At 63.9% G+C, this 22,150-nt stretch carries 19 protein-coding genes; 11 read left to right on the forward strand and 8 right to left on the reverse strand.

Annotation, left to right across the window (positions count from 1 at the left end):
* The first annotated feature begins 266 nt into the window (after positions 1–266).
* Positions 267–1,760, forward strand: a complete 1,494-nt coding sequence (pdxR, locus tag NKJ26_RS04295) for a MocR-like pyridoxine biosynthesis transcription factor PdxR (protein WP_352607424.1) — start codon at positions 267–269, stop codon at positions 1,758–1,760.
* A 193-nt stretch (positions 1,761–1,953) separates the two neighbouring features.
* Positions 1,954–3,540 carry a trimethylamine methyltransferase family protein gene (locus tag NKJ26_RS04300; RefSeq protein WP_352693962.1) on the forward strand — a complete coding sequence of 529 codons (1,587 nt, stop codon included), beginning with the start codon at positions 1,954–1,956 and terminating at the stop codon, positions 3,538–3,540.
* A gap of 19 nt (positions 3,541–3,559) precedes the next feature.
* On the opposite strand, the gene NKJ26_RS04305 is transcribed toward NKJ26_RS04300, so the two are convergent.
* The 5 genes from NKJ26_RS04305 to NKJ26_RS04325 form a co-directional block, all read right to left on the reverse strand.
* Positions 3,560–3,958: a hypothetical protein gene (locus tag NKJ26_RS04305; protein ID WP_352693964.1), complete on the reverse strand. Its 399-nt coding sequence runs from the start codon at positions 3,956–3,958 to the stop codon at positions 3,560–3,562.
* Between the two features lie 140 nt (positions 3,959–4,098).
* Positions 4,099–4,482, reverse strand: coding sequence for a VOC family protein (locus tag NKJ26_RS04310; RefSeq protein ID WP_352607416.1), 384 nt, complete (start codon positions 4,480–4,482; stop codon positions 4,099–4,101).
* Between the two features lie 19 nt (positions 4,483–4,501).
* A complete protein-coding gene (gene chrA, locus NKJ26_RS04315) occupies positions 4,502–5,902 on the reverse strand; it encodes a chromate efflux transporter (protein WP_352693966.1) in 1,401 nt (466 codons plus the stop codon).
* Positions 5,899–6,717 (reverse strand): chromate resistance protein ChrB domain-containing protein, encoded by an 819-nt coding sequence (locus NKJ26_RS04320; protein WP_352693968.1) that lies wholly within the window; start codon positions 6,715–6,717, stop codon positions 5,899–5,901. The genes chrA and NKJ26_RS04320 overlap by 4 nt, the downstream gene beginning before the upstream one ends.
* A 225-nt stretch (positions 6,718–6,942) precedes the next feature.
* On the reverse strand, positions 6,943–8,748 hold the full coding sequence (locus NKJ26_RS04325; RefSeq protein ID WP_352693970.1) for an IlvD/Edd family dehydratase: 1,806 nt from the start codon (positions 8,746–8,748) through the stop codon (positions 6,943–6,945).
* A gap of 149 nt (positions 8,749–8,897) precedes the next feature.
* On the opposite strand from NKJ26_RS04325, the gene NKJ26_RS04330 reads away from it, so the two are divergent.
* A complete protein-coding gene (locus NKJ26_RS04330) occupies positions 8,898–9,350 on the forward strand; it encodes an SRPBCC family protein (RefSeq protein ID WP_027023677.1) in 453 nt (150 codons plus the stop codon).
* Positions 9,351–9,525: 175 nt separating this feature from the next.
* On the opposite strand, the gene NKJ26_RS04335 is transcribed toward NKJ26_RS04330, so the two are convergent.
* Complete coding sequence (locus NKJ26_RS04335; protein ID WP_352607438.1) at positions 9,526–10,698, reverse strand: Mrp/NBP35 family ATP-binding protein; 1,173 nt, start codon at positions 10,696–10,698, stop codon at positions 9,526–9,528.
* 182 nt (positions 10,699–10,880) lie between these two features.
* On the opposite strand from NKJ26_RS04335, the gene NKJ26_RS04340 reads away from it, so the two are divergent.
* The gene (locus tag NKJ26_RS04340) at positions 10,881–11,261 is read left to right on the forward strand and encodes a VOC family protein (RefSeq protein WP_352693972.1); all 381 of its coding nucleotides are present in this window, start codon (positions 10,881–10,883) and stop codon (positions 11,259–11,261) included.
* Positions 11,262–11,305: 44 nt separating this feature from the next.
* On the opposite strand, the gene NKJ26_RS04345 is transcribed toward NKJ26_RS04340, so the two are convergent.
* Together NKJ26_RS04345 and NKJ26_RS04350 are read right to left on the reverse strand one after the other, a co-directional pair.
* Complete coding sequence (locus NKJ26_RS04345) at positions 11,306–12,310, reverse strand: inorganic phosphate transporter (RefSeq protein WP_352693974.1); 1,005 nt, start codon at positions 12,308–12,310, stop codon at positions 11,306–11,308.
* Positions 12,311–12,313: 3 nt separating this feature from the next.
* Positions 12,314–12,955 (reverse strand): DUF47 domain-containing protein, encoded by a 642-nt coding sequence (locus tag NKJ26_RS04350; RefSeq protein WP_352607436.1) that lies wholly within the window; start codon positions 12,953–12,955, stop codon positions 12,314–12,316.
* A gap of 168 nt (positions 12,956–13,123) precedes the next feature.
* Between NKJ26_RS04350 and NKJ26_RS04355 the strand changes: the two genes are divergently transcribed.
* From NKJ26_RS04355 to NKJ26_RS04385, 7 genes are all read left to right on the forward strand, one after another.
* Complete coding sequence (locus NKJ26_RS04355; protein ID WP_352607402.1) at positions 13,124–14,023, forward strand: LysR family transcriptional regulator; 900 nt, start codon at positions 13,124–13,126, stop codon at positions 14,021–14,023.
* Positions 14,024–14,155: 132 nt separating this feature from the next.
* Complete coding sequence (locus NKJ26_RS04360; protein WP_352607400.1) at positions 14,156–14,635, forward strand: formate dehydrogenase subunit gamma; 480 nt, start codon at positions 14,156–14,158, stop codon at positions 14,633–14,635.
* Positions 14,632–16,188: a formate dehydrogenase beta subunit gene (locus tag NKJ26_RS04365; RefSeq protein ID WP_352607398.1), complete on the forward strand. Its 1,557-nt coding sequence runs from the start codon at positions 14,632–14,634 to the stop codon at positions 16,186–16,188. The genes NKJ26_RS04360 and NKJ26_RS04365 overlap by 4 nt, the downstream gene beginning before the upstream one ends.
* Before the next feature lie 10 nt (positions 16,189–16,198).
* Entirely contained in the window at positions 16,199–19,111 is a 2,913-nt protein-coding gene (gene fdhF / locus NKJ26_RS04370; RefSeq protein WP_352693977.1) for a formate dehydrogenase subunit alpha, read from the forward strand.
* Positions 19,112–19,275: 164 nt separating this feature from the next.
* Positions 19,276–20,106, forward strand: a complete 831-nt coding sequence (fdhD, locus tag NKJ26_RS04375) for a formate dehydrogenase accessory sulfurtransferase FdhD (protein ID WP_352693979.1) — start codon at positions 19,276–19,278, stop codon at positions 20,104–20,106.
* A complete protein-coding gene (locus NKJ26_RS04380) occupies positions 20,096–20,407 on the forward strand; it encodes a formate dehydrogenase subunit delta (protein ID WP_352605410.1) in 312 nt (103 codons plus the stop codon). Before fdhD ends, NKJ26_RS04380 begins: the two co-directional genes overlap by 11 nt.
* Positions 20,408–20,510: 103 nt before the next feature.
* On the forward strand, positions 20,511–22,064 hold the full coding sequence (locus NKJ26_RS04385) for an alpha/beta fold hydrolase (protein ID WP_352693981.1): 1,554 nt from the start codon (positions 20,511–20,513) through the stop codon (positions 22,062–22,064).
* Positions 22,065–22,150: the final 86 nt, after the last annotated feature.

The raw sequence follows: 22,150 nt of genomic DNA on the forward strand, positions 1-22,150 counted from the left end.
AAAACTATTGAGCCGAATTCCGTCCGGTCAATACGCGGCAATGACGCAGTGCATCACGAAGCGATGATGCGATGCATCACACAAGGTGATGATGCATGCATCACGCGGAGATCGGGCAGTTCTTCCCGCGCCGCCGGATTCGGCGGAAGGATCACTGGCATAAATCCCAAAGATCAGAAAAATTGATTGGCGCAACCCCTTGTGCCACCGTTACATTCGACTGGTCCAGCCAAACGAAAAAAGCTGGCCATCGAGGAACATCTCCCATGCCACAGCGCAACGACACGGCCATATGGTCCGGCCTGTTCCGGATTTCGGCCGAATCCGGCCAGACCCTCCAGGCTCAGATCCGCCAGGCCATCGTGGCCGCCATTCTCGACCGCCAGATCGCCGCTTCGATGCCGCTTCCCTCGTGCCGGATCCTGGCCGAAAAACTCGGCGTGGCGCGCGGAACGGTGGTGCTGGCCTTTCAGCAGCTCGTCGACCAAGGGTTCCTGGTGGCGCGCGAGCGGCGCGGCCATTTCGTCAATCCCGACGTGCTGGCAACGCCCGCCAAGCCGCACCAGAAGGCGCCCGACCAGGCCAACGAAATCGACTGGAAGGCACGCCGGCAGATCGCGGCCAGCGACATGCCGCCGCCGGCCAAGCACGAGAACTGGATCAAGTCGTCCTACCCCTTCGTCTACGGCCAGTTCGATCCGGCCCTGTTCCCGACCGCCGAATGGCGCGAGTGCAACCGCATGGCGCTTGCCGTGCTCGAGATCCGCAACTGGGCCTCCGACATGGTCGATCGCGACGACCCGCTGCTGATCGAGCAAATCCAGGCCCGGCTCTTGCCGCGGCGCGGTATCTTCGCCAACCCCGACGAGATCATCGTCACGCTGGGTGCCCAGAACGCGCTCTACATGCTGGCGACGCTGCTGATGACCAAGGGCTCCAAGGTGGCGATGGAAGATCCGGGCTACCCCGACGCACGCTCGATTTTCCGTCTGGCGGGCGCCGACATAGAGCCGGTGCCGGTCGACCAGTCCGGCATCGTAACCGCCTCTATTCCCAATGATTCCGGCTTCGTCTTCGTCACGCCAAGCCATCATTGCCCGACCATGGTGCCGCTGTCGGCGGAAAGGCGGCAGGACCTGCTGGCGCGCGCCAACCGCTATAACCAGATCATCATCGAGGACGGCTATGACAGCCAGCTCCTCGACGAGGCGCCGCAGCAGGCGTTGAAGAGCCTCGACCGCTCCGGCCGCGTCGTCTATGTCGGCTCGATGTCGAAGACGCTGGCTCCGGGCCTGCGGCTTGGCTACATCGTTGCTTCGGCTGGATTGATCTCGGAGCTCAGGGCGCTTCGCCGTTTCATGCTGCGGCATCCGCCGGCCAACAACCAGCGCGCGGTTGCGCTGTTCCTGTCGCTCGGCCATCACGAGGCGCTGGTGCGGCGGCTGTCGAGCGCCTTCGACGAGCGCCGCAAGCGCCTGGTCCATGCGATTTCCGCCTTCCTGCCGGAATGGCGTTCGACCGATTCGGCCGGCGGCACGTCGCTGTGGCTCGAAGGGCCGCGCGGCACCGATTCGCGCGGATTGGCCGAGGCCGCCGCCTCGCGCAGCGTCATCATAGAACCGGGCGACCGCTTCTTCGACCGCACGGAAAAGCCTTCGCGTTTCATGCGCCTGGGCATTTCCTCCATCGCGCTGCAGCACATCGAGCCCGGAATCCGCGAACTGGCCACAGCCGCCGGACGCAGACCGGCCGCCGCCTGATCCACATCACCCGCCCCCTGCCGGAGCCGCACAGCGTGGCTCCGGCTTCATTAACTCTTGGCCTATGCGACCGCATCGCCTGGCTCATAGGCTGGGCCAATGCCGGCGGCATAGTCGGGGGCACAAAGGGGAAGAAGCAGCCGATGGTGGACCAACCGCCGCGCTCTGCTTCTCGGAAAGGTGGAGTGTCTCAATGTCATTTCTTGAAAAGCAGGAAGCGGCGGCGGATCAGCGTTCGCGCCGTTCCGGCGGGCGCGAAGCGCGCCGCGCCATGCGGGCGGCACCCTTGGCCGACGACATCAAGCCGGTGCGCGCCGGTCTCGAAGGCGGCAGCTACGGACCGTTGACCGAAAACGACCAGGAGCGCATCCACGAGGCGGTGCTGACGCTCTTGGAAACGGTTGGCTTCGCCAATGCCATTCCCTCCTGCATCGAGGCGCTGACCAAGGCTGGAGCTAGCTACGGCGACGACGGCCGCGTCCGCTTTCCCCGCGCTGTCGTGCTCGACACGATCAAGAAGGCGGCACGGCATTTCACGCTGCACGGCCAGGACCCCAGGCACGACATGCTGATCAAGGGCAAGCGCGTGCATTACGGCACGGCAGGTGCTGCCGTGCATCTGGTCGATGTCGAAAGACGCGAATACCGCGAATCGCTGCTGCAGGACATTTATGACGCCGCCCGCCTCGTCGAGGGGCTCGATAACATCCATTTCTTCCAGCGGCCGATGGTGCCGCGCGACATTCCCGATCCGCTCGATATGGACTTCAACACGCTCTATGCCTGCGTGATGGGAACCTCCAAGCATGTCGGCACCTCGTTCACGGTGCGCGAGAACGTGCAGCCCGCGCTCGAAATGCTCTATGCCATCGCCGGCGGCGAGGAGAATTTCCGCGCCCGGCCGTTCGTCTCCAACTCCAACTGTTTCGTCGTGCCGCCGATGAAGTTCGCCGAAGATGCCTGCGGCGTGCTCGAAGCGTGCGTCGAAGGCGGCATCCCGATCCTCCTGCTCTCGGCCGGTCAGGCGGGCGCCACGGCCCCGGCGGCAATCGCCGGCGCGGTGGTGCAGGCGGTGGCCGAGGTGCTGGTCGGCCTCGTCTATGTCAACGCCATCAAGCCGGGACATCCGGCGATCTTCGGCACCTGGCCATTCGTGTCGGATCTCAGGACCGGCGCCATGTCGGGCGGCTCGGCCGAACAGGCGGTGTTGACCGCGGCCTGCGCGCAGATGGCGCAGTTCTACGACCTGCCGGGCGGCTCGGCCGCCGGCATGACGGATTCGAAACTACCCGATATCCAGTCCGGCTACGAAAAGGGCATTACCGATGTGATGGCCGGCCTCGCCGGGCTCAACCTAGTCTACGAATCGGCCGGCATGCACGCTTCGCTGCTCGGCTTCTGCCTGGAAAGCCTGATCATCGACAATGACATGCTCGGCCACTGTCTGCGTTGCGTGCGCGGCATCGAGGTGACCGACGAAGCACTGTCGATCGACACCATCGCCGATGTCTGCCTGAAAGGCCCCGGCCACTATCTCGGCAACGAGCAGACGCTACGGCTAATGCAGACCGAGTATTTCTATCCGGCGGTCGGCGACCGCTTTTCGCCCAAGGAATGGAACGAGAAGGGCCGGCCCGACATCCTGCAGCGGGCGATCATCGAGAAAAAGCGCGTGCTTGCCGAGCGCTTTCCGCGCCATGTGCCGAAACTGATCGACGATAGGCTGCGCGCCCGCTTTGGCGAGATGATCAAGCTGCCGCGCGGCAGCATGGGCGGCTGAAGAAGGCCCGCCGGACCCGTCATTCCGCGCTGAGTCCATATCGGTCGACGACTTCGGCGCTGATGAGCTTGGCATGCAGCGTCATTAGCACGATCTGTGCGTCGAAGCTGTCGCCGGCTTCCAGTGCTGCCTCGATGCGACGCTCGACTTCCAGCGTCCGCTCCTGGCCATTGGCCTGTTCGAAGGTTTCGCGACCCGCGATGCAATAGCCGCACAATTGTGCCACCGACGCATAGGCGCCCGGAGGCGGCTCATCGGGCCAGCGGTCCTTCATCAGATTGACGATGGTGAGTTTCACGCCCTCCGGCACGAGCGCGGGATGAAGGTCGGCGCCACGCAATGCGGTATCGAGCTGCCTCAAGTCGCCCGAGCGGCCGAATAGTCCGAGGAAGCCAAGGGATGAGCGCCGTCCCGCCATGAAGTTTCCAATCCGTTTCCAACCAACTGGTGCATGTCGCTCAAAAGTGGCCGGCTTTTGCACCACGACAAGCACTAGGCGGTTCGCAAGCGGAACACAAAGACAGCCGGAAACCAGAAGCAGCCTTGTATCGGCCGAAACTACCGGCGCGCCGGCTCGAACAGTTCCACCAGATTGCCAGAGGGATCCTGCAGCAGGATCTGGCTGCCGCCCATTCCCTTGACGATATCGTTTTTGAAACTTTGGCCCGCATTCTTCAGCGCGCGAACGAGAGCTTCCAGATCCTCGACCTCGATCTGAATGCGGTTCCAGCCGCCGGGCTCAGGCAGACTTCCGTCGGGCATCGGTTGCGATGCGCCGCCCGGTCCCCCGGCCGCGTTGAGCAAGAGCCGCAGATTGCCCTTCGCGAGCATGGCAAAGGACGGCGCCGGATGCATAGCGACGGCAAAGCCAAGATGCCCGCTGTAGAAAGCGATGGCCTCGTCGACGTCATTCACAATGTAGCGGACACTTACAGTTTCCATTGTCTCCTCCGGGTTGCCCCTACGCCAACTGCCAACTTACCGCCGACAGCAAGACACCGGCCAGAGCGGATCCGGCAAGTGTCGGCAGCATGCCGATTTTCAGCTTCAGGATAGCGATCATGGCTGCGCAGGAAAGCAGCGCCGCGCGCCAGTCGACCGACGAAAGAACAGGCACGTTCAGACCGGGCCCGATACTGCGCACCTCACCGAAGATGACGTGCAAGGCGAACCACAGAGCGAGGTTCATGATGACGCCGACCACAGCGGCGGTGATCGCGCCCAACGCCGCCGACAGTGCCTTGTTGCCGCGCAGCGCCTCGATGTAGGGCGCACCGAGGAATATCCAGAAAAAGCAGGGAGTGAACGTGACCCATAAAGTGAGCAAGGCCCCGAGCGATCCGGCAAGGAGCGGGTCCGGCGACCCGGAGTGGCGGAACGCGGCCAGGAAGCCGACGAACTGCAACACCAGGATCAGCGGCCCCGGCGTGGTTTCGGCAAGCCCAAGCCCATCGACCATGTCACCCGGGGCGAGCCAGCCGAAGGACTGGACGGCTGCCTGTGCGACATAGGCAAGGGCCGCGTAGGCGCCGCCGAATGTAACCACGGCCATCAGGGCGAAAAACCGGCCTATCTCGGTCCAAACGCTTGCGGAGCCGGTCAACCACCAGATCACAAGAACCGGTCCGAGCCAGATCGGCAGCCAGATCGCGACGGTGCGCGGCGCGTGCCATTTCGTCGGTTCGACATGGGTCAGTTCGCCGCGCTCGAACATCATGTCCACCGCGCCCTTGATGTCGGGAACGTTGTCCCCGCCACGAGCCTGGCCGGAAAAGAACGTAGGCGCCAATCGGTTTCCGGCCAGGCCTATCAATCCGGCGCCGAGGATGATCAGCGGGAACGGAACCCTCAACGCGTAGATCGCAATGAAGGCCAAGACCGCGATCGACACCATGATCCGGTTCTTCAGGGCACGCCGTCCGATCCTGATCACCGCCTCGATGACAATGGCAAGCACTGCCGCCTTCACTCCGAAAAACAGCGCCGCGACCAGCGGCACGTCGCCATATAGCGCATAGAGGATGCTCAGGGTCAGCATGACAAGCACGCCCGGAACGATGAACAGGATACCGGCGACGAGGCCGCCGAGCGTCTTGTGCAGCAGCCAGCCGATGTAGATGGCGAGTTGCTGGGCTTCCGGGCCGGGCAAGAGCATGCAGTAGTTCAAGGCATGCAGGAAACGCTGTTCGCCGATCCAGCGACGGTCCTCGACCAGTTCCTTGTGCATGAGCGCTATCTGGCCGGCCGGCCCGCCGAAGCTCAGCAACCCGATTTTCGCCCAGAGGCGCAGCGCCTCGTTGAAACTCGGCGCGGCCGGCTCCCGGACAACTTCGCCCTCTTCCTTCGAGACCACTGCGTTCATGCCACCTTGCCTCCGGACGGCCAGTTGTGAGTTTCGTCCGTGGCATCGCGGCACCACCTGAAGAAAGCGTCGTAGAGCAGCATGCCGGCTTCCAACTGTTCGAGATCGTCGCGGAACATGCGCGACAGGCCCAGCGAGGCGGCCAGAAATCCGGCAGCCTGGGGTACCAGATCGAGGTTTGCGGTGTCGGCCGCGCGCACGATCGCGGCAAGGCGATCGAGCGCATCGGATTCCAGCCCGAACTCCTCGATCATGGTGTCGAAGGTACAGCGTTCGCCGCGGTGGCTCCAGAACACAGTGTCGATATCGAAGGGCACGGCCTGAAAGCGGTCGGCGACAGCCAGGACTTCCGCCGGTTCGACGAACAGAAATACCGCGCCGGGATCGACGAAGCGTCGGATCAGCCATGGGCAAGCAATGCGATCGACCTTCGGACGGGCTCGCGTCACCCAGACCGTGCGGCCCTTTTCGTCGCGTGGGGGCAATTTGCCGGTACGGACCAAAAGCCCCTTTGCATCGCGCCAGGCCTCGAACCCGCCTTCGAGGGATTCGGCAGGAATTCCCTCGTGCCGCAGCCAAGCGGCGACGCCTTGCGAGAGCTTTTGCCCTTTCTGGCAGACGATGGCTACCGATTGGCCGGCGAACGTTGGTGCCCAGGTCGAAACGGTTTTGAAATTGCGCCGGACCGTGGCCGGCAGCAGGCGCGGATCGGCGTCGAAGTCCTCGTCGGTGCGAACGTCGATGATTACCGGTGCGCCCGGCAGAGCGACCAGACGGGATAATTGCAGTACGGTGATAGCGGTTGTTGACGGCATGGCGTCCACCTCCCTGTAAGAGCTTGGACGCGAACGTTGGGCTGACGCCTCACGGGGTCGTCGCGATGCACCCCTTGCCATGATGGTGGATTTGTTGCGCGCGCTTGTCAAGGACGAGCGGCGGCTCGATCCGGATCAAGCCGCCGTTTGTCGTGCGTGCCGGCATCTGCGAACAGATGCTCGGTGATTGTCCCTGGAATAATTAATGATCGTTCCGAGGAATAATCAATGATTGTCCCGGGGGATACCGCTGGTGTGCGCGACGTCCTGGTATTTCACCGCCGGCTTCAGCACCATTCCTTCGGAGAACTGGTCGACCATGGCGCGTTGAATTTCCTGCCAGGGCGTCTGGTGCTTGGGATAGTGATAGCCGCCATTGTTCTGCAGCTCGGCGCGACGCCGGGTGATCTCGTCGTCGCTGACGAGGATGTCGGCGGTGCCTTTCCTGAGGTCGATGCGGACGCGATCACCTGTCTTGAGCAAGGCCAGTCCGCCGCCGATGGCGGCTTCAGGCGAGGCGTTCAGGATCGACGGCGAGCCCGACGTGCCGGACTGGCGGCCATCGCCGATGCAGGCCAGCGCGTGGATGCCCTTCTTGATGAGATAGGCCGGCGGCTGCATGTTGACGACCTCAGCGCCGCCGGGATAACCGACCGGGCCGGCGCCGCGCATGAACAGGATCGTGTGCTCGTCGATGCCTTGCGCCGGATCGTCGATGCGGGCGTGGTAATCCTCAGGCCCGTCAAAGACCATGGCATTGCCTTCGAATGCCTCGGGATCCCTGGGGTTGGACAGATAGCGCTCGCGGAATTCAGGCGAGATGCCGCTGGTCTTCATGATCGCCGAATCGAACAGATTGCCCCTGAGATTGATGAAGCCGGCATTGGCCTTCAGCGGCTTGTCGGCGCTGCGGATGACGTCGGCATCCTCGACCACCGCTCCCTTGCAGTTGTCGCCGATCGACTTGCCGTTGGCGGTCAAGGCATCGGGATGCGGCAACAGCCCGCCCTTCATCAGTTCGGCCACGACGGCCGGTACGCCGCCGGCGTGATGATAATCCTCGCCGAGATACTCACCCGTCGGCTGCAGATTGACGAGGAGCGGCACGTTGAGGCCGATCGCCTGCCAGTCGTCATTGTCGAGCGGCACGCCGAGATGGCGGGCGATGGCGTTGAGATGGATCGGCGCGTTGGTCGAGCCGCCGATCGCCGAATTGACGACGATGGCATTCTCGAAGGCTCCTCGCGTCATGATGTCGGACGGCTTCAAATCCTCATGCACCATCTCGACGATACGTTTTCCCGTCTCGTAGGAAATCTGTCCGCGCTCCCGGTAGGGCGCCGGAATAGCGGCCGAGCCCGGCAGCTGCATGCCCAGCGCCTCGGCCAACGAATTCATCGTGGTGGCGGTGCCCATGGTGTTGCAATAGCCGGTGGACGGCGCCGACGAGGCGACGATGTCCATGAATTCATCATAGCCGATTTCGCCGGCCGACAGGCGCTGGCGTGATTCCCAGACGATGGTGCCCGAGCCGGTGCGCTTGCCTTTGTGCCAGCCATTGAGCATCGGGCCGACCGACAGCGCGATGGCCGGAATGTTGACGGTGGCCGCCGCCATCAGCAGCGCCGGCGTCGTCTTGTCGCAGCCGATGGTCAGCACCACGCCGTCGAGCGGATAGCCGTAAAGCACCTCGACAAGGCTGAGATAGGCGAGATTACGGTCCAGCGCCGCGGTCGGTCGCTTCCCGGTTTCCTGAATCGGATGGCACGGGAACTCGAAAGGAATGCCGCCCATCGAAACGATGCCTTCACGCACGCGCTTGGCAAGCTCGAGGTGGTGCCGGTTGCAGGGCGAAAGATCCGAGCCTGTCTGGGCGATGCCGATCAAGGGTTTGCCCGACATCAGCTCGGCGCGCGTCAGCCCGTAATTGAGATAGCGTTCCAGGTAGAGCGCCGTCATTCCCGGATTGTCGGGGTTATCGAACCACTCCTGAGAGCGAAATTTCTTCTTTCCTGTGGGGGCGCCGGCCATCATGGTCTCCGTATTTGTATGACAAATCGATATGACAACGCGCGGATACAGGCAAGGGGCACGCGCGATCCGAACCGGACTTTGGTGCGATAGACATGTATCGAGCCGCGCGCTAGGACCAATCCGACATTGTGATCGGGGAGATTTTGATGGCCTTGGTGATCGAGGGCGAGGAACGCATCGCCGCATCCATACAGAAAGTATGGGAAGCTCTGAACGACCCGGCGGTGCTAAAGGAAAGCATTCCCGGCTGCCAAAGCCTGGAGATGAAGTCGGCGACCGAAATGGCGGCGACGGTGGTGCTGAAGATCGGGCCGATCAAGGCGACCTTCAACGGCGAGGTAATGCTGAAAAACCTCAAGCCGCCGCATGCCTACACAATTCAGGGCGAAGGCAAGGGCGGCATCGCCGGCTTCGCCAAGGGCGGCGCCGACGTGACGTTAACGGAAGATGGGCCGGATGCCACCGTCCTGAAATACGCGGCAAAGGCCGATGTCGGCGGCAAGATCGCCCAGCTTGGCAGCCGGCTGATCGAATCGACGTCGAAGAAACTGGCCGGTCAGTTTTTTTCGACATTTGGTGAGAAGGTAGGCGCGGCTTAGGATTGCGCCTTGTTTGAACGGTGCCTGGTTTATCCAGCGTCGGCGCTGCCCCTCATTGTCCTGCCGGACATTTCTCCCCGTATAGTGACGGGGAGAAAGACGCCGTGTGCGACGATTTCTATACGGGGAGAAGGTGCCGGCAGGCGGATGAGGGGCGGCGCCCACCGGACGAAAGTTACTCGAACACGATGCTCGGCACCGACGCTTCGGCCGCGCCGCGCTCCTCATTGACGCGATCCCAGACTTTCGAGGCGATATCGCGGTAGATTTTCGCCTCGGCGCCGTCGGGCTTCGAGACGACGACCGGCGTGCCCGCGTCCGAGCTCTCGCGGATGCCCATCTCCAGCGGTACCTCGCCGAGGAAGGTGACGCCCAGGCGTTCGGCCTCGCGGCGCGCCCCGCCATGACCGAAAATATCATAGCGCTTGCCGGTATCGGGTGCGAGGAAGTAGCTCATGTTCTCAACGATGCCGAGCAGCGGCACATCGACTTTCCTGAACATGTTCAGGCCCTTGCGGGCATCGATGAGGGCCAGGTCCTGCGGCGTCGATACGATGACGGCGCCGGCCAGCGGCACCTGCTGGGCCATGGTCAGCTGCGCATCGCCGGTGCCCGGCGGCATGTCGACGACAAGCACGTCGAGCGCGCCCCATTCGACCTCGCGCAGCATCTGCGTCAGCGCCGACATCACCATCGGGCCGCGCCAGATCATCGGTGTCTCCTCATCGACGAGGAAGCCCATCGACATCACCTTGAGGCCGTAATTCTCCATGGGCTTCAGGATCTTGCCATCGACCGTCTGCGGCCGGCCATGGATGTTGAGCAGCCTCGGCATGGACGGGCCATAGATGTCTGCGTCGAGCACGCCGACGCGCAAACCGTTGGCGGCGAGGCCAAGCGCCAGGTTCACCGCCGTCGTCGACTTGCCGACACCGCCCTTGCCCGAGGCGACGGCGATGATCGCCTCGATGCCAGGCACGCCGCGCTTGCCGTGACTGTGCGAAGCCGGGGCGTGCGGGGCCGCGCGCGGTGCGGCGGCGGGCGGAGCTGGCCTGGGTGCGGGGCGCGATGGAACAGGCGCCTCCATGCCGCCGCCCTTCTTTTCCGCCGTCAGCGCGACAACGGCGCCGGCGACACCGGGGATCGCCTTGACGACGCGTTCGGCGGCGGCGCGCAGTGGCTCCATTTCCTGCGCACGGGCGGCGGGGACCGTGATGGAGAAGAACACCTTGGAATCGGCGATGAATATCTCGGACACCATGCCGAGGTCGACGATATTGCCGGTGAAATCCGGGCCGTTGACCGTTTTCAGGCGTTCGATGACGGCGTCTTTGGTGACGGGCATGATCTTTTCCTCGGCGTTCGGACCTCAGATAATGCAGTTTTCGAGCAGAACCAAGCAGCCGTCTCGACGCACCCGGCTAGAGGCCGGCTTCTGCAAACGGGAGCTACGCAAGATGACGGTCGCCGAACGGGGCACGTGGCCTATTTCAACGAACAGCATCAGGAACAGCCAGGGAAGGAGAAATCATGCTTGCAAACAGCAACGCAACGGCCAATCTCGCGGTGAAGGACATTGCGAGAGCAAAGGCGTTTTATGAAGGAACGCTGGGCCTCAAGCCGGTGGACCATATGGGCGACGAACTGATCGTGTACAAAAGCGGTGACACCACCATCAACGTCTATCGGTCCCAGTTCGCCGGAACCAACAAGGCGACGGCGGTAACCTGGACGGTCGGCGATCAGATCGACAGCATCGTCAAATCGCTGAAATCGAAAGGCGTCGCGTTCGAACACTACGAAATGCCCGGCCTGACGATCGAGGACGACGTCCATGTGGGCGACCAGGGCATGAAGGTCGCGTGGTTCAAGGATCCGGACGGCAACATCCTGAACCTTGTGAACCGGTAGACAATGTCGCGATTGCCGGCGCTCAAGGCGCCGCAACGCTCACCTCACCCCGCCAGGCCGACGGCGAGGTAAGTGAGCGCCGAAATCACGGCCGTCGCCGGCAAGGTGACGATCCAGGCGATGACGATGTTGCCGGCGATACCCCAGCGCACGGCCGAGATGCGGCGGGCGGCGCCGACACCGATGATGGCGCCGGTAATCGTGTGCGTCGTCGAAACGGGAATGCCGAGCCAGGTGGCGGCGAACAGCGTGATGGCGCCGCCAGTCTCGGCGCAGAAGCCTTGCATCGGATTCAGCCGGGTGATCTTGGAGCCCATTGTGTGGACGATGCGCCAGCCGCCGAGCAGCGTGCCCAGCGCCAGCGCCGACTGGCAGGTCAGGACGACCCATAGCGGCACGTAGAATGTCCCGCCGAGCATGCCTTGCGAATACAACAGCACCGCGATGATGCCCATGGTCTTCTGGGCGTCGTTGCCGCCGTGGCCGAGCGAATAGAGCGAGGCGGAAAAGAACTGCATGACACGGAAAGTGCTGTCGACAGCGAACGGCGTCTGGCGCACGAACAGCCACGAAACCACGAGGATGAGGAGAAGCGCCAGGACGAAGCCGGTTGCCGGCGATAGGACGATCGCGGCGACCGTCTTGCCCAGCCCCGACCAGACGATGGCGCCGACGCCCGCCTTGGCAACGCCGGCGCCGACCAGCCCGCCGATCAGCGCGTGCGAACTGCTCGACGGGATCCCGGCAATCCAGGTGACGATGTTCCAGACGATGGCGCCGACGAGCGCGGCGAAGATCACCGCCGGCGTGACGATGTTGACGTCGACAATGCCTTTTCCGACGGTCTCGGCGACATGGAGGCCGAAGAACATGAAGGCGATGAAGTTGAAGAAGGCCGCCCAGACGACCGCATAATGCGGGCGCAGCACGCGCGTGGAGACGATGGTGGCGATGGAGTTGGCCGCATCGTGCAGACCGTTGAGAAAATCGAAGAACAGCGCGACGGCGACGAGGCCGACCAGCAAGGGAAAGGCGATCGTGGCTTCCATCGCCTATACGTTCTCGATGACGACGCCGCTGATCTCGTTGGCGACGTCCTCGAATCGATCTACCACCTTCTCCAGCTGGCCATAGATCTCGCTGCCGATCAGATAAGCCATCGCGTCGCCGCGGCCATGCCGCTTGAACAGGTCCTTCAGACCTTGCTCATGCAGGTCGTCGGCCCGGCCTTCGGCGCGCATGACCTCCTCGGCGATGGCATTGAGACGCGCGCTGTTGGCGCCGACCTTGCTGAGAAGCGGGATCGCTTCCGCGACCAGCTTGGCGGTGTCGACGATGACGCCGCCCATTTCCTGCATCAGCGGGTCGAATTCCTTCATCTCGAACAGCCTCACCGTCTTGACTGTCTTGTGCATCATGTCGATGGCATCATCCATCGACTGAATCAGGTCCTTGATGTCGCCGCGGTCGAAAGGCGTGATGAAGGAGCGCCGCACGGCAAGCAGGACTTCCGCGGTGATATGGTCGGCCTCGTCCTCGAGATCGACGATCTTCTGGCCCCAGCGATCGATATCCTTGCCCTGGAGAAGCTGCTCCAGCGCCTCGGCGCCGCCGACCACCGTGCGCGAATGGCGCTCGAACAGGTCGAAGAAACGATCTTCGCGCGGCAGCAGCTTGCGGAACCAGCCCAGCATCTTGATCTCCCATCACGCCCAGTTCACGACCCTTTCCTGACATAGCGCCGCGAGGCGCCTCGGCAAACAGTGAGCCGGCTGAAAGATGTGGATGCAGGGCGATTACGCATAGCGCTTGCGGCGAAAGGAAATTTCCCCGACCTTGCACGCGACGACCGGACGAATGGCATGATCGACAAGCTGGAATTCTTCATCGCACTGGCCAAGGAGGAGCATTTCGGCCGGGCGGCCGAGCTGTGCGGCGTCACCCAACCGACGCTGTCGGCCGGCATAAAGCAACTTGAGGGCCAGCTCGGGGTGATGCTGGTGCTGCGCGGCTCGCGCTTCCAGGGGCTGACACCGGAAGGCAAGCAGGTGCTGACATGGGCGCGCCGCATCGTTGGCGACACCCGCACCATGAGAGAAGAGATGCGGGCGGCGCGTCACGGCCTGTCCGGCCGTATCCGCATCGCCGCCATCCCGACGGCCCTGGCCATGGTAGCGCGGCTGACGACGCCTTTCCGCGAGAAACATCCGGGCGTCACCTTCTCGGTGCTGTCGCGCACCTCGATCGAAGTGCTGTCGCTGCTCGGCAATTTCGAGGTCGACGCCGGCATCACCTATCTCGACAACGAGCCGCTGGGGCGGGTGACAAGCGTACCGCTCTATGACGAGCGCTATCAGCTGATCACCGCTGTCGGAAACCCCTACTCCGACCGCGACAAAGTGACATGGGTCGAGATCAGCCAATTGCCGCTCTGCCTTTTGACGCCGGACATGCAGAACCGCCGCATCATCGACCAGCACCTGGCCGAGGCTGGCGAGCAGGTGCGGCCGACGCTGGAATCCAATTCGATGATCGTGCTGTTTTCCCATATCCGGACCGGCAAATGGTCATCGATCATGCCGCTCAACCTCGCGGAAACATTCGGCTTTTCCGAGCCTATCCGGGCCATTCCGATCGTCGACCCGGACGCCAGCCATACGGTCGGCCTGGTTGCCGCGCCGCGCGAACCGCACACGCCGCTGGTGCAGGCGCTGCTGGACGAGGCAATGGCGCTGGCAGACGATTTCCGCGCCCATCGCTAGGATAGACAATGTAAGCCGAGGCCTCGATAGAAATTTTCTATCACGCAACGAAACGGCTTTATTGATTTCGGTGGTTTCCTCTGATTTCATAAAGACTTAGCGATGAATTCCATCGACCAGGGAGGGCGCTGCGTGACGATGCAGCCTGCAAGTACCGAGATCGCATCGCGCACGGCGGCGATCGTGCAAGAGATGAAGGGCCTTGAAGGCCCGTTGCTGCCGATCCTGCACGGCATCCAGGAAGAGTTCGGCCATGTGCCGCATGACGCCCTGCCGGTCATTGCCGATGGGCTGAACCTCTCCAGGGCGGAGGTACACGGCGTCGTCACCTTCTATCATGATTTCCGCGCCCGGCCGGCCGGCCGGCACGTGCTCAAGCTCTGCCAGGCGGAAGCCTGCCAGTCGATGGGCTCGGACGCGGTCGCCGCCAAGATCAAGCAGTTGCTCGGCATCGGTTTTCACGAGACCACCCGTGACGGATCGGTGACGCTGGAGCCGGTCTATTGCCTCGGGCTTTGCGCCTGTTCGCCGTCGGCGATGCTGGACGGTGTGGTGATCGGGCGTATCGATGACGAGAAGATCGAAGACATTGTCGCCGAGGTGCGCTCATGATCCCGCGCATCTACATTCCCGGTGATTCCGGCGCGCTGGCGCTGGGTGCGGAAAAGGTTGCCAAGGCGATCGCAAATGAACTCGCCGAGCGCGGGATCGAGGCCAAGATCGTGCGCAATGGCTCGCGCGGCGCCTATTTCCTAGAGCCAATGGTCGAGGTGGCGACCGCCAATGGCCGCGTCGCCTACGGGCCGGTGAAACCCTCCGACGTCAAGAGCCTGTTCGACAGCGGCTTCCTCACCGGCGGCCATCACAAGCGCTGGCTCGGCGCGCCCGACAAGATCCCCTTTCTGGCCAAACAGACGCGGCTGACCTTCGCCCGCTGCGGCATCAACGACCCGCTGTCGCTCGACGCCTACAAATCGCTGGGCGGGCTGAAGGGCCTGCAGAACGCGGTGGCGATGGCGCCGGCTGACATCGTCAGCCAAGTCACGGAATCAGGGCTGCGCGGTCGTGGCGGCGCCGGCTTCCCGACCGGGATCAAATGGAAGACGGTGCTCGACACCACCTCCGAGCGCAAATACATCGTCTGCAACGCCGATGAGGGCGACAGCGCCACCTTCGCCGACCGCATGATCATGGAAGGCGACCCGTTCGTGCTGATCGAAGGCATGGCGATCGCCGGCATCGCAACGGGCGCGACCAAGGGTTTCGTCTATATCCGCTCGGAATATCCGCATGCGGTGGCTGTCATGAACAAGGCGGTCGAGGTCGCCCGCAAGGCCGGCGTGCTCGGCGTCAATGTGCTGGGTTCGCCCAATGCGTTCGACATGGAGATCCGCGTCGGCGCCGGCGCCTATGTCTGCGGCGAGGAAACCTCGCTCTTGAACAGCCTGGAAGGCAAGCGTGGGGTGGTTCGCGCCAAGCCGCCGCTGCCGGCGATCCAAGGCTTGTTCGGCAAGCCGACGGTGATCAACAACGTCATCTCGCTGGCGTCCGTTCCGATCATCATGGACAAGGGTGCCGCCTTCTACAAGGATTTCGGCATGGGCCGCTCGCGCGGTACCATCCCGATCCAGATCGCAGGCAACGTCAAGCATGCAGGGCTGTTCGAGGCGGCTTTCGGCATGACGCTGGGCGAGATCGTCGACGAGATCGGCGGCGGCACCGCGACCGGACGGCCGGTGAAGGCGGTGCAGGTCGGTGGGCCGCTCGGCGCCTATTTCCCGCGCGCTTTGTTCGACACGCCGTTCGACTACGAAGCCTTCGCCGCCAAGGACGGGTTGATCGGCCATGCCGGCCTCACCGTGTTCGACGACACCGCCGACATGCTGAAGCAGGCACGCTTCGCCATGGAATTCTGCGCCATCGAAAGCTGCGGCAAGTGCACGCCCTGCCGCATCGGCTCGACGCGCGGGGTGGAGACCATCGACAGGCTCGCCGCCGGCATCGAACCGGAGAAGAACCTCGCGCTGGTCACGGACCTCTGCAACACGATGAAGTTCGGATCGCTGTGTGCGCTGGGCGGCTTCACGCCCTACCCGGTGATGAGCTCGATCACCCATTTCCCCGAGGATTTCAAGCCTGCGCCGGCGCGCGTGGCTGCTGAATAGGAGCTGGCAGATGAACATCAAGGCCGACTTCCCATCACTCGTCGAAGAACTCGACTACGGAACTCCGCAATCGAAGGCGCAAAAGCAGGTCACGCTGACCGTCGACGGCCGCAGCATCACCGTGCCGGAGGGCACGTCGATCATGCGTGCGGCGATGGAAGGCGGGGTCGAGATACCGAAACTCTGCGCCACCGACATGCTGGACTCGTTCGGTTCGTGCCGCGTCTGCCTCGTCGAGATCGAGGGGCGCGGCGGCACGCCGGCGTCCTGCACGACGCCGGTTGGCGAAGGCATGATGGTGCGCACGCAGTCCGAGCGGCTCGATGCCATCCGCCGCGGCGTCATGGAGCTTTATGTCTCCGACCATCCGACCGGCTGGAACGAGAAGGCCGGAACGGGCGCCAGCGAGTTCGACGCCGTTGCGAAGTCGATCGGCCTGACCGAGAACCGCTACGGCATCGATGGGCGCAACCACGTCAAGCAGGAAGACGGCGTGGCACCCGGCCATGGCTCGCTGGCGGTCGACTACATCGCCCGCGATGAGTCCAATCCCTATTTCGCCTATGATGCCGCGCAATGCATCGTCTGTTCGCGTTGCGTGCGGGCCTGCGAGGAGGTGCAGGGCACGTTCGCCCTGACCATCGAGGGCCGCGGTTTCGAATCGCGCATGGTCGCCGGCATGCACGAGGATTTCATCACCTCCGAATGCGTGTCCTGCGGCGCCTGCGTGCAGGCCTGTCCGACCGACGCGCTACGCGAGAAGACAGTGCTCGCCAAGGGCCTGCCGGAACGCTCGGTTGTCACCACCTGCGCCTATTGCGGCGTCGGTTGCTCGTTCAAGGCCGAAGTGAAGGACGACGAGGTCGTTCGCATGATGCCCTACAAGGAGGGCAAGGCCAATCACGGCCATTCCTGCGTGAAGGGCCGTTTCGCTTATGGTTATGCCACTCACAAGGACCGCATCCTGTCGCCGATGATCCGGGAAAAGGTCAGCGATCCCTGGCGGGAGGTGAGCTGGGAAGAGGCGATCGCCCATACGGCCAAGGAATTCCGCCGCATCCAGTACCAGTACGGACGCACCGCTATCGGCGGTATCACCTCGTCGCGCTGCACCAATGAGGAAACCTACCTCGTCCAGAAGATGGTTCGGCAGGGCTTCCGCAACAACAATGTCGACACTTGCGCGCGCGTCTGCCACTCGCCTACGGGATACGGGCTCGGCCAGACCTATGGCACTTCGGCCGGCACGCAGGACTTCGATTCGGTCGATTACACCGACGTCGCCGTCATCATCGGCGCCAATCCTGCTACCGCCCATCCGGTGTTCGCCTCACGGCTCAAGAAGCGGCTGCGCCAGGGCGCCAAGCTGATCGTGCTCGATCCGCGCCGTACCGAGATGGTCAAGTCGGCCCATGTGGAAGCGGACTATCATTTGCCGCTGAAGCCCGGCACCAACGTGGCCGTGCTGACCGCGCTGGCGCATGTCATCGTCACCGAAGGCCTGTTCGACGAAGCCTTCATCCGCGAACGCTGCGACTGGACGGAGTTCCAGGACTGGGCGTCTTTCGTCGCCTTGCCCGAAAACAGCCCCGAAACCGTCGGCAGGTTGTCCGGCGTCGATCCCGAACTGATCCGCGGCGCGGCGCGCCTTTACGCCACCGGCGGCAATGGCGCGATCTATTACGGCCTGGGCGTGACGGAACACAGCCAGGGTTCGACCACGGTGATGGCGATCGCCAACCTTGCCATGGCCACCGGCAATATCGGCCGGCCGGGCGTCGGCGTGAACCCGCTGCGCGGCCAGAATAACGTGCAGGGCTCATGCGACATGGGCTCCTTCCCGCACGAACTGCCCGGCTATCGCCACATCTCCGGCGAGGCCGTGCGCGACATCTATGAGAGCCTGTGGGGCGTAAAGCTGGACGACGAACCGGGCCTGCGCATTCCCAACATGCTTGATGCCGCCGTCGACGGCAGCTTCAAGGGCATTTATATCCAGGGCGAGGACATTCTGCAGTCCGATCCCGACACCAAGCATGTCGCCGCCGGCCTGGCGGCAATGGAATGCGTCGTCGTGCACGACCTCTTCCTCAACGAGACGGCGAACTACGCGCATGTCTTCCTGCCGGGCTCGACCTTCCTCGAGAAGGACGGCACGTTCACCAATGCCGAGCGCCGCATCAACATGGTGCGCAAGGTCCTGGAGCCGAAGGCGCGTTATGCCGATTGGGAGGCGACGCAGGAGCTTGCCCGCGCGATCGGGCTGGACTGGAACTATCGGCATCCCGCCGAGATCATGGACGAGATCGCCAAGACGACGCCGAGCTTTGCCGGCGTCTCCTTCGATCTGCTCGACCGTGTCGGATCGGTGCAATGGCCCTGCAACGAGAAGGCGCCGCTCGGCACGCCGATCATGCATGTCGATGGCTTCGTGCGCGGCAAGGGCAAGTTCATCCGTACCGAATATGTGGCGACGGACGAAAGGACGGGACCACGCTTCCCGCTGCTGCTGACCACCGGCCGCATCCTCAGCCAGTACAATGTCGGGGCGCAGACCAGGCGCACCGACAATCTGATGTGGCATAGCGAGGACCGGCTGGAAATCCATCCGCACGACGCTGAGAATCGTGGCTTGCGCGACGGCGATTGGGTGCGGCTGACCAGCCGCTCGGGCGAGACGACGCTGCGCGCGCTGATCACGGATCGGGTGTCGCCGGGTGTGGTCTATACGACCTTCCATCATCCCGATACGCAGGCCAACGTCATCACCACCGACTTCTCCGACTGGGCGACCAATTGCCCGGAATACAAGGTGACCGCGGTACAGGTCGGCGCGTCCAACGGACCGTCGGAATGGCAGCGCGACTATGACGAGCAGGCGCGCAACAGCCGCCGCATCGCGCCGCTGGAAGCGGCGGAGTAGTCTTGGGCGAGGCATTCGACGATAAGAGCTCAATCTTGACGGCTGATCGACCCCCCCACCGTGCGGCCTTGCGCGCAACCAAAAACCCCAACCACAGGGGGGGGGGAACGCGCGCACCCCCCCCGTTTGTTGCGAAGGACGGGCAGGCCAGAGGGGGGTGCTGCGTGACCAGCAAACGCCCCGCCATCACCCAGATCTCCCGCCTCGCCCACCGCGCCGGCGGCACTGCGGCTGCCAACCGCATGGTGCCCGAGGAGACGCCGGTGGCGTTCTCGTTTGCCGGCACCACCCATGCGGTGATGATGGCAAGCCCGGCCGACTTCGAGGATTTCGCGCTCGGCTTCTCGCTGACCGAAGGCATCATCGCCGATCCGCAAGAGATCGAGGCCGTCGAGGTCGAGGATCATGGCGCCGGCATCGACATTCAGATCCGGCTGAAGGACCAGGCCAACACGCGCTTCGAGGCGAGGCGGCGCCGGCTGGCCGGTCCCGTCGGCTGCGGCCTGTGCGGCATCGAATCGATCGAGGAAGCGATGCGCTCGGTCGACGCCGTTGGTGCGTCGATACTTACGCTTGAGGCCGACGACATCGTCCGGTCGGTCAAGCTGTTGTCCAAGGTGCAGCCGCTGCACACCGAGACCGGGGCCGTGCACGCCGCCGGCTTCTATGTTCCCGGTAAGGGGATCGTGATGGCGCGCGAGGATGTCGGCCGCCATAACGCGCTGGACAAGCTCGCAGGCGCGTTGGCGAAAGCCGGCATCGACGGCGCATCGGGCGCTGTCGTGGTGACCAGCCGTGTCTCGGTCGAAATGGTGCAGAAGACGGCGGCGATCGGTTCAGCCTTCATCATCGCCGTCTCGGCGCCGACCGCGCTTGCCATTCGTACCGCCCAGGAAGCAGGCATGACGCTGGTGGCACTGGTGCGCGGCGAGGATTTCGATGTTTTCACCCACCCAGACCGGGTGGTCTCCGGAGTTGCCAAGCATGTCGCATGACGAAGATCACATCATGAGCACCAGCGAGAAGCTGGTGCGCATGGCCAACCAGATCGCGGCCTTTTTCCACTCCCGGCCACGCGAGGAGGGCGTTGCGGGTGTCGCCGAACACATAAACAAGTTCTGGGAGCCGAGGATGCGGCGGCAGTTCTTCGAGATGCTGGACGGCGGCGGCGAAGGCTTCGACGAACTCGTCGTGGCAGCCTCGGCCAAGGTCAAGCGGCCGGTCACGCCCGCGGAGGCCGATACGAGGCTTGGGCTCGAGGCCTCCCCTGCCGACGTCGCCGCCTCGCGGAAATAGCCGCGCCGACTTATATTCCTTCCTGCTAAAGTTGTAGCTGCCGCAACCGATGCGGCTCTGCTATGGTTGGCGATCAGAAATCGTCAGGCCGGGCGGAAAACTCGTGAGGCCGATCGAGACCCGATATGCCCTGAGCGGCGAGGTGCGGATTGCCTATCAGGTGGTCGGCCAGGGATCGTTCGATCTCGTCTTCGTGCCGGGCTTCATTTCCAATCTCGACCTGCACTGGGAAGACGAGGGCTACAGCCGGCTCTTGAAGAGGCTCGCGGCGTTCTCGCGGCTGATCCTGTTCGATAAGCGCGGCACGGGTCTTTCCGACCGGGTCGATACCCATAACCTGCCCAGCCTCGAAACCCGCATGGACGATGTGCGCGCGGTGATGGATGCGGCCGGCAGCGGCCGTGCCGCATTGCTTGGCGCTTCCGAAGGCGCACCGATGGCGATGCTGTTCGCCGCCACCTATCCCGAGCGGACCCGCGCGCTGGCGCTCTATGGCGGCTATGCGCATTTCCACAAATGGGTGATGCCGCCCGAACGCCTCGACGCCTTTATCGCAACGGCCGAGACCGCTTGGGGCACGGGCGCCACTCTTCACAACTTCGCGCCCGGACGGGTCGACGACGCCCACTTTGCCCAATGGTGGGCGCGGTTCGAGCGGCTGTCGGCCAGTCCAACTGCCGCCGCGGCACTTGCCCGCATGAACGCCGACATCGACGTTCGTGGCATCCTGAACGCAATCAGCGCGCCGACGCTTGTGATCCATCGCCGCAACGACGCCCGAGTCGACCCCGACGCCAGCCGCTTCCTTGCGCGCAAGATCCCCGGTGCCCGGCTGGTCGAGATACCCGGGCGCGACCACCCGGTGTGGACCGGCGATGTCGACCGCGTGGCCGACCTGGTCGAGGAATTCCTGACCGGCGAGCCGGCCGTTGCCGACGCCGAACGCGTGCTTGCCGCGCTGCTGGTGACGCGTATCTACGACACCGCCAAGCTTGGCGACCGCATGTGGAGCGAACGCAGCCAGCGCTTCCAGGAGACATGGCGGCTGCTGGTCGGCCGCCACGGGGGCCGCATGGCCGGCACCCATGGCGAGCTGATGATGTCGCGCTTCGAGGGCCCGGCGCGCGCCATACGCTGCGCGGCGGCGCTCCGCGAGGCGGCGCAAGTGATCGGCGTGGCGAGCGCGCAAGGAGCCCATGTCGGCGAGATCGAACTGCGCGGGCCACCAGTCGGGCTGACGGCGCGCGTGGCCGTGCAATTGGCAAGCCATGCCGGGCGCGGCGACATCCTAGCCTCGCGGCTGGTCGCCGATCTTGCGGTGGGCTCGGGCCTGCATTTCGTCGATGCCGGGCGCATCAGCCTCGATGAACTGGATGAGCCGCTGCCCGTCGTGCATGCGACGTCGGAACAACATCTCGAACCAGCCTGCCGACCGAAATCCAAGCCGGCGGAACCGGCCTCGCTGACGGCGCGGGAAAGCGAGGTGGTGAGCCTGATCGCCGATGGCAAGAGCAATGCGGCGATCGCCGCCGACCTGAATCTCAGCGAGCATACCGTCAAGCGCCACGTCGCCAACATACTGCTCAAGCTCGACCTTCCGTCGCGGGCGGCGGCGGCGGCATTTTCAGCCAGGCAGGCTGGCCCGGACGGGCCATAGGAGCCATGGCGCTTTCGGGCGAAGCGGCCAAGTGGCTGCAAGGACTATCAATGTCCCCATGCAGGCCAGGCGGATATCGCCAGGAG

The sequence above is a fragment of the Mesorhizobium sp. M0152 genome (assembly GCF_040322415.1).
Lineage (GTDB): Bacteria > Pseudomonadota > Alphaproteobacteria > Rhizobiales > Rhizobiaceae > Mesorhizobium.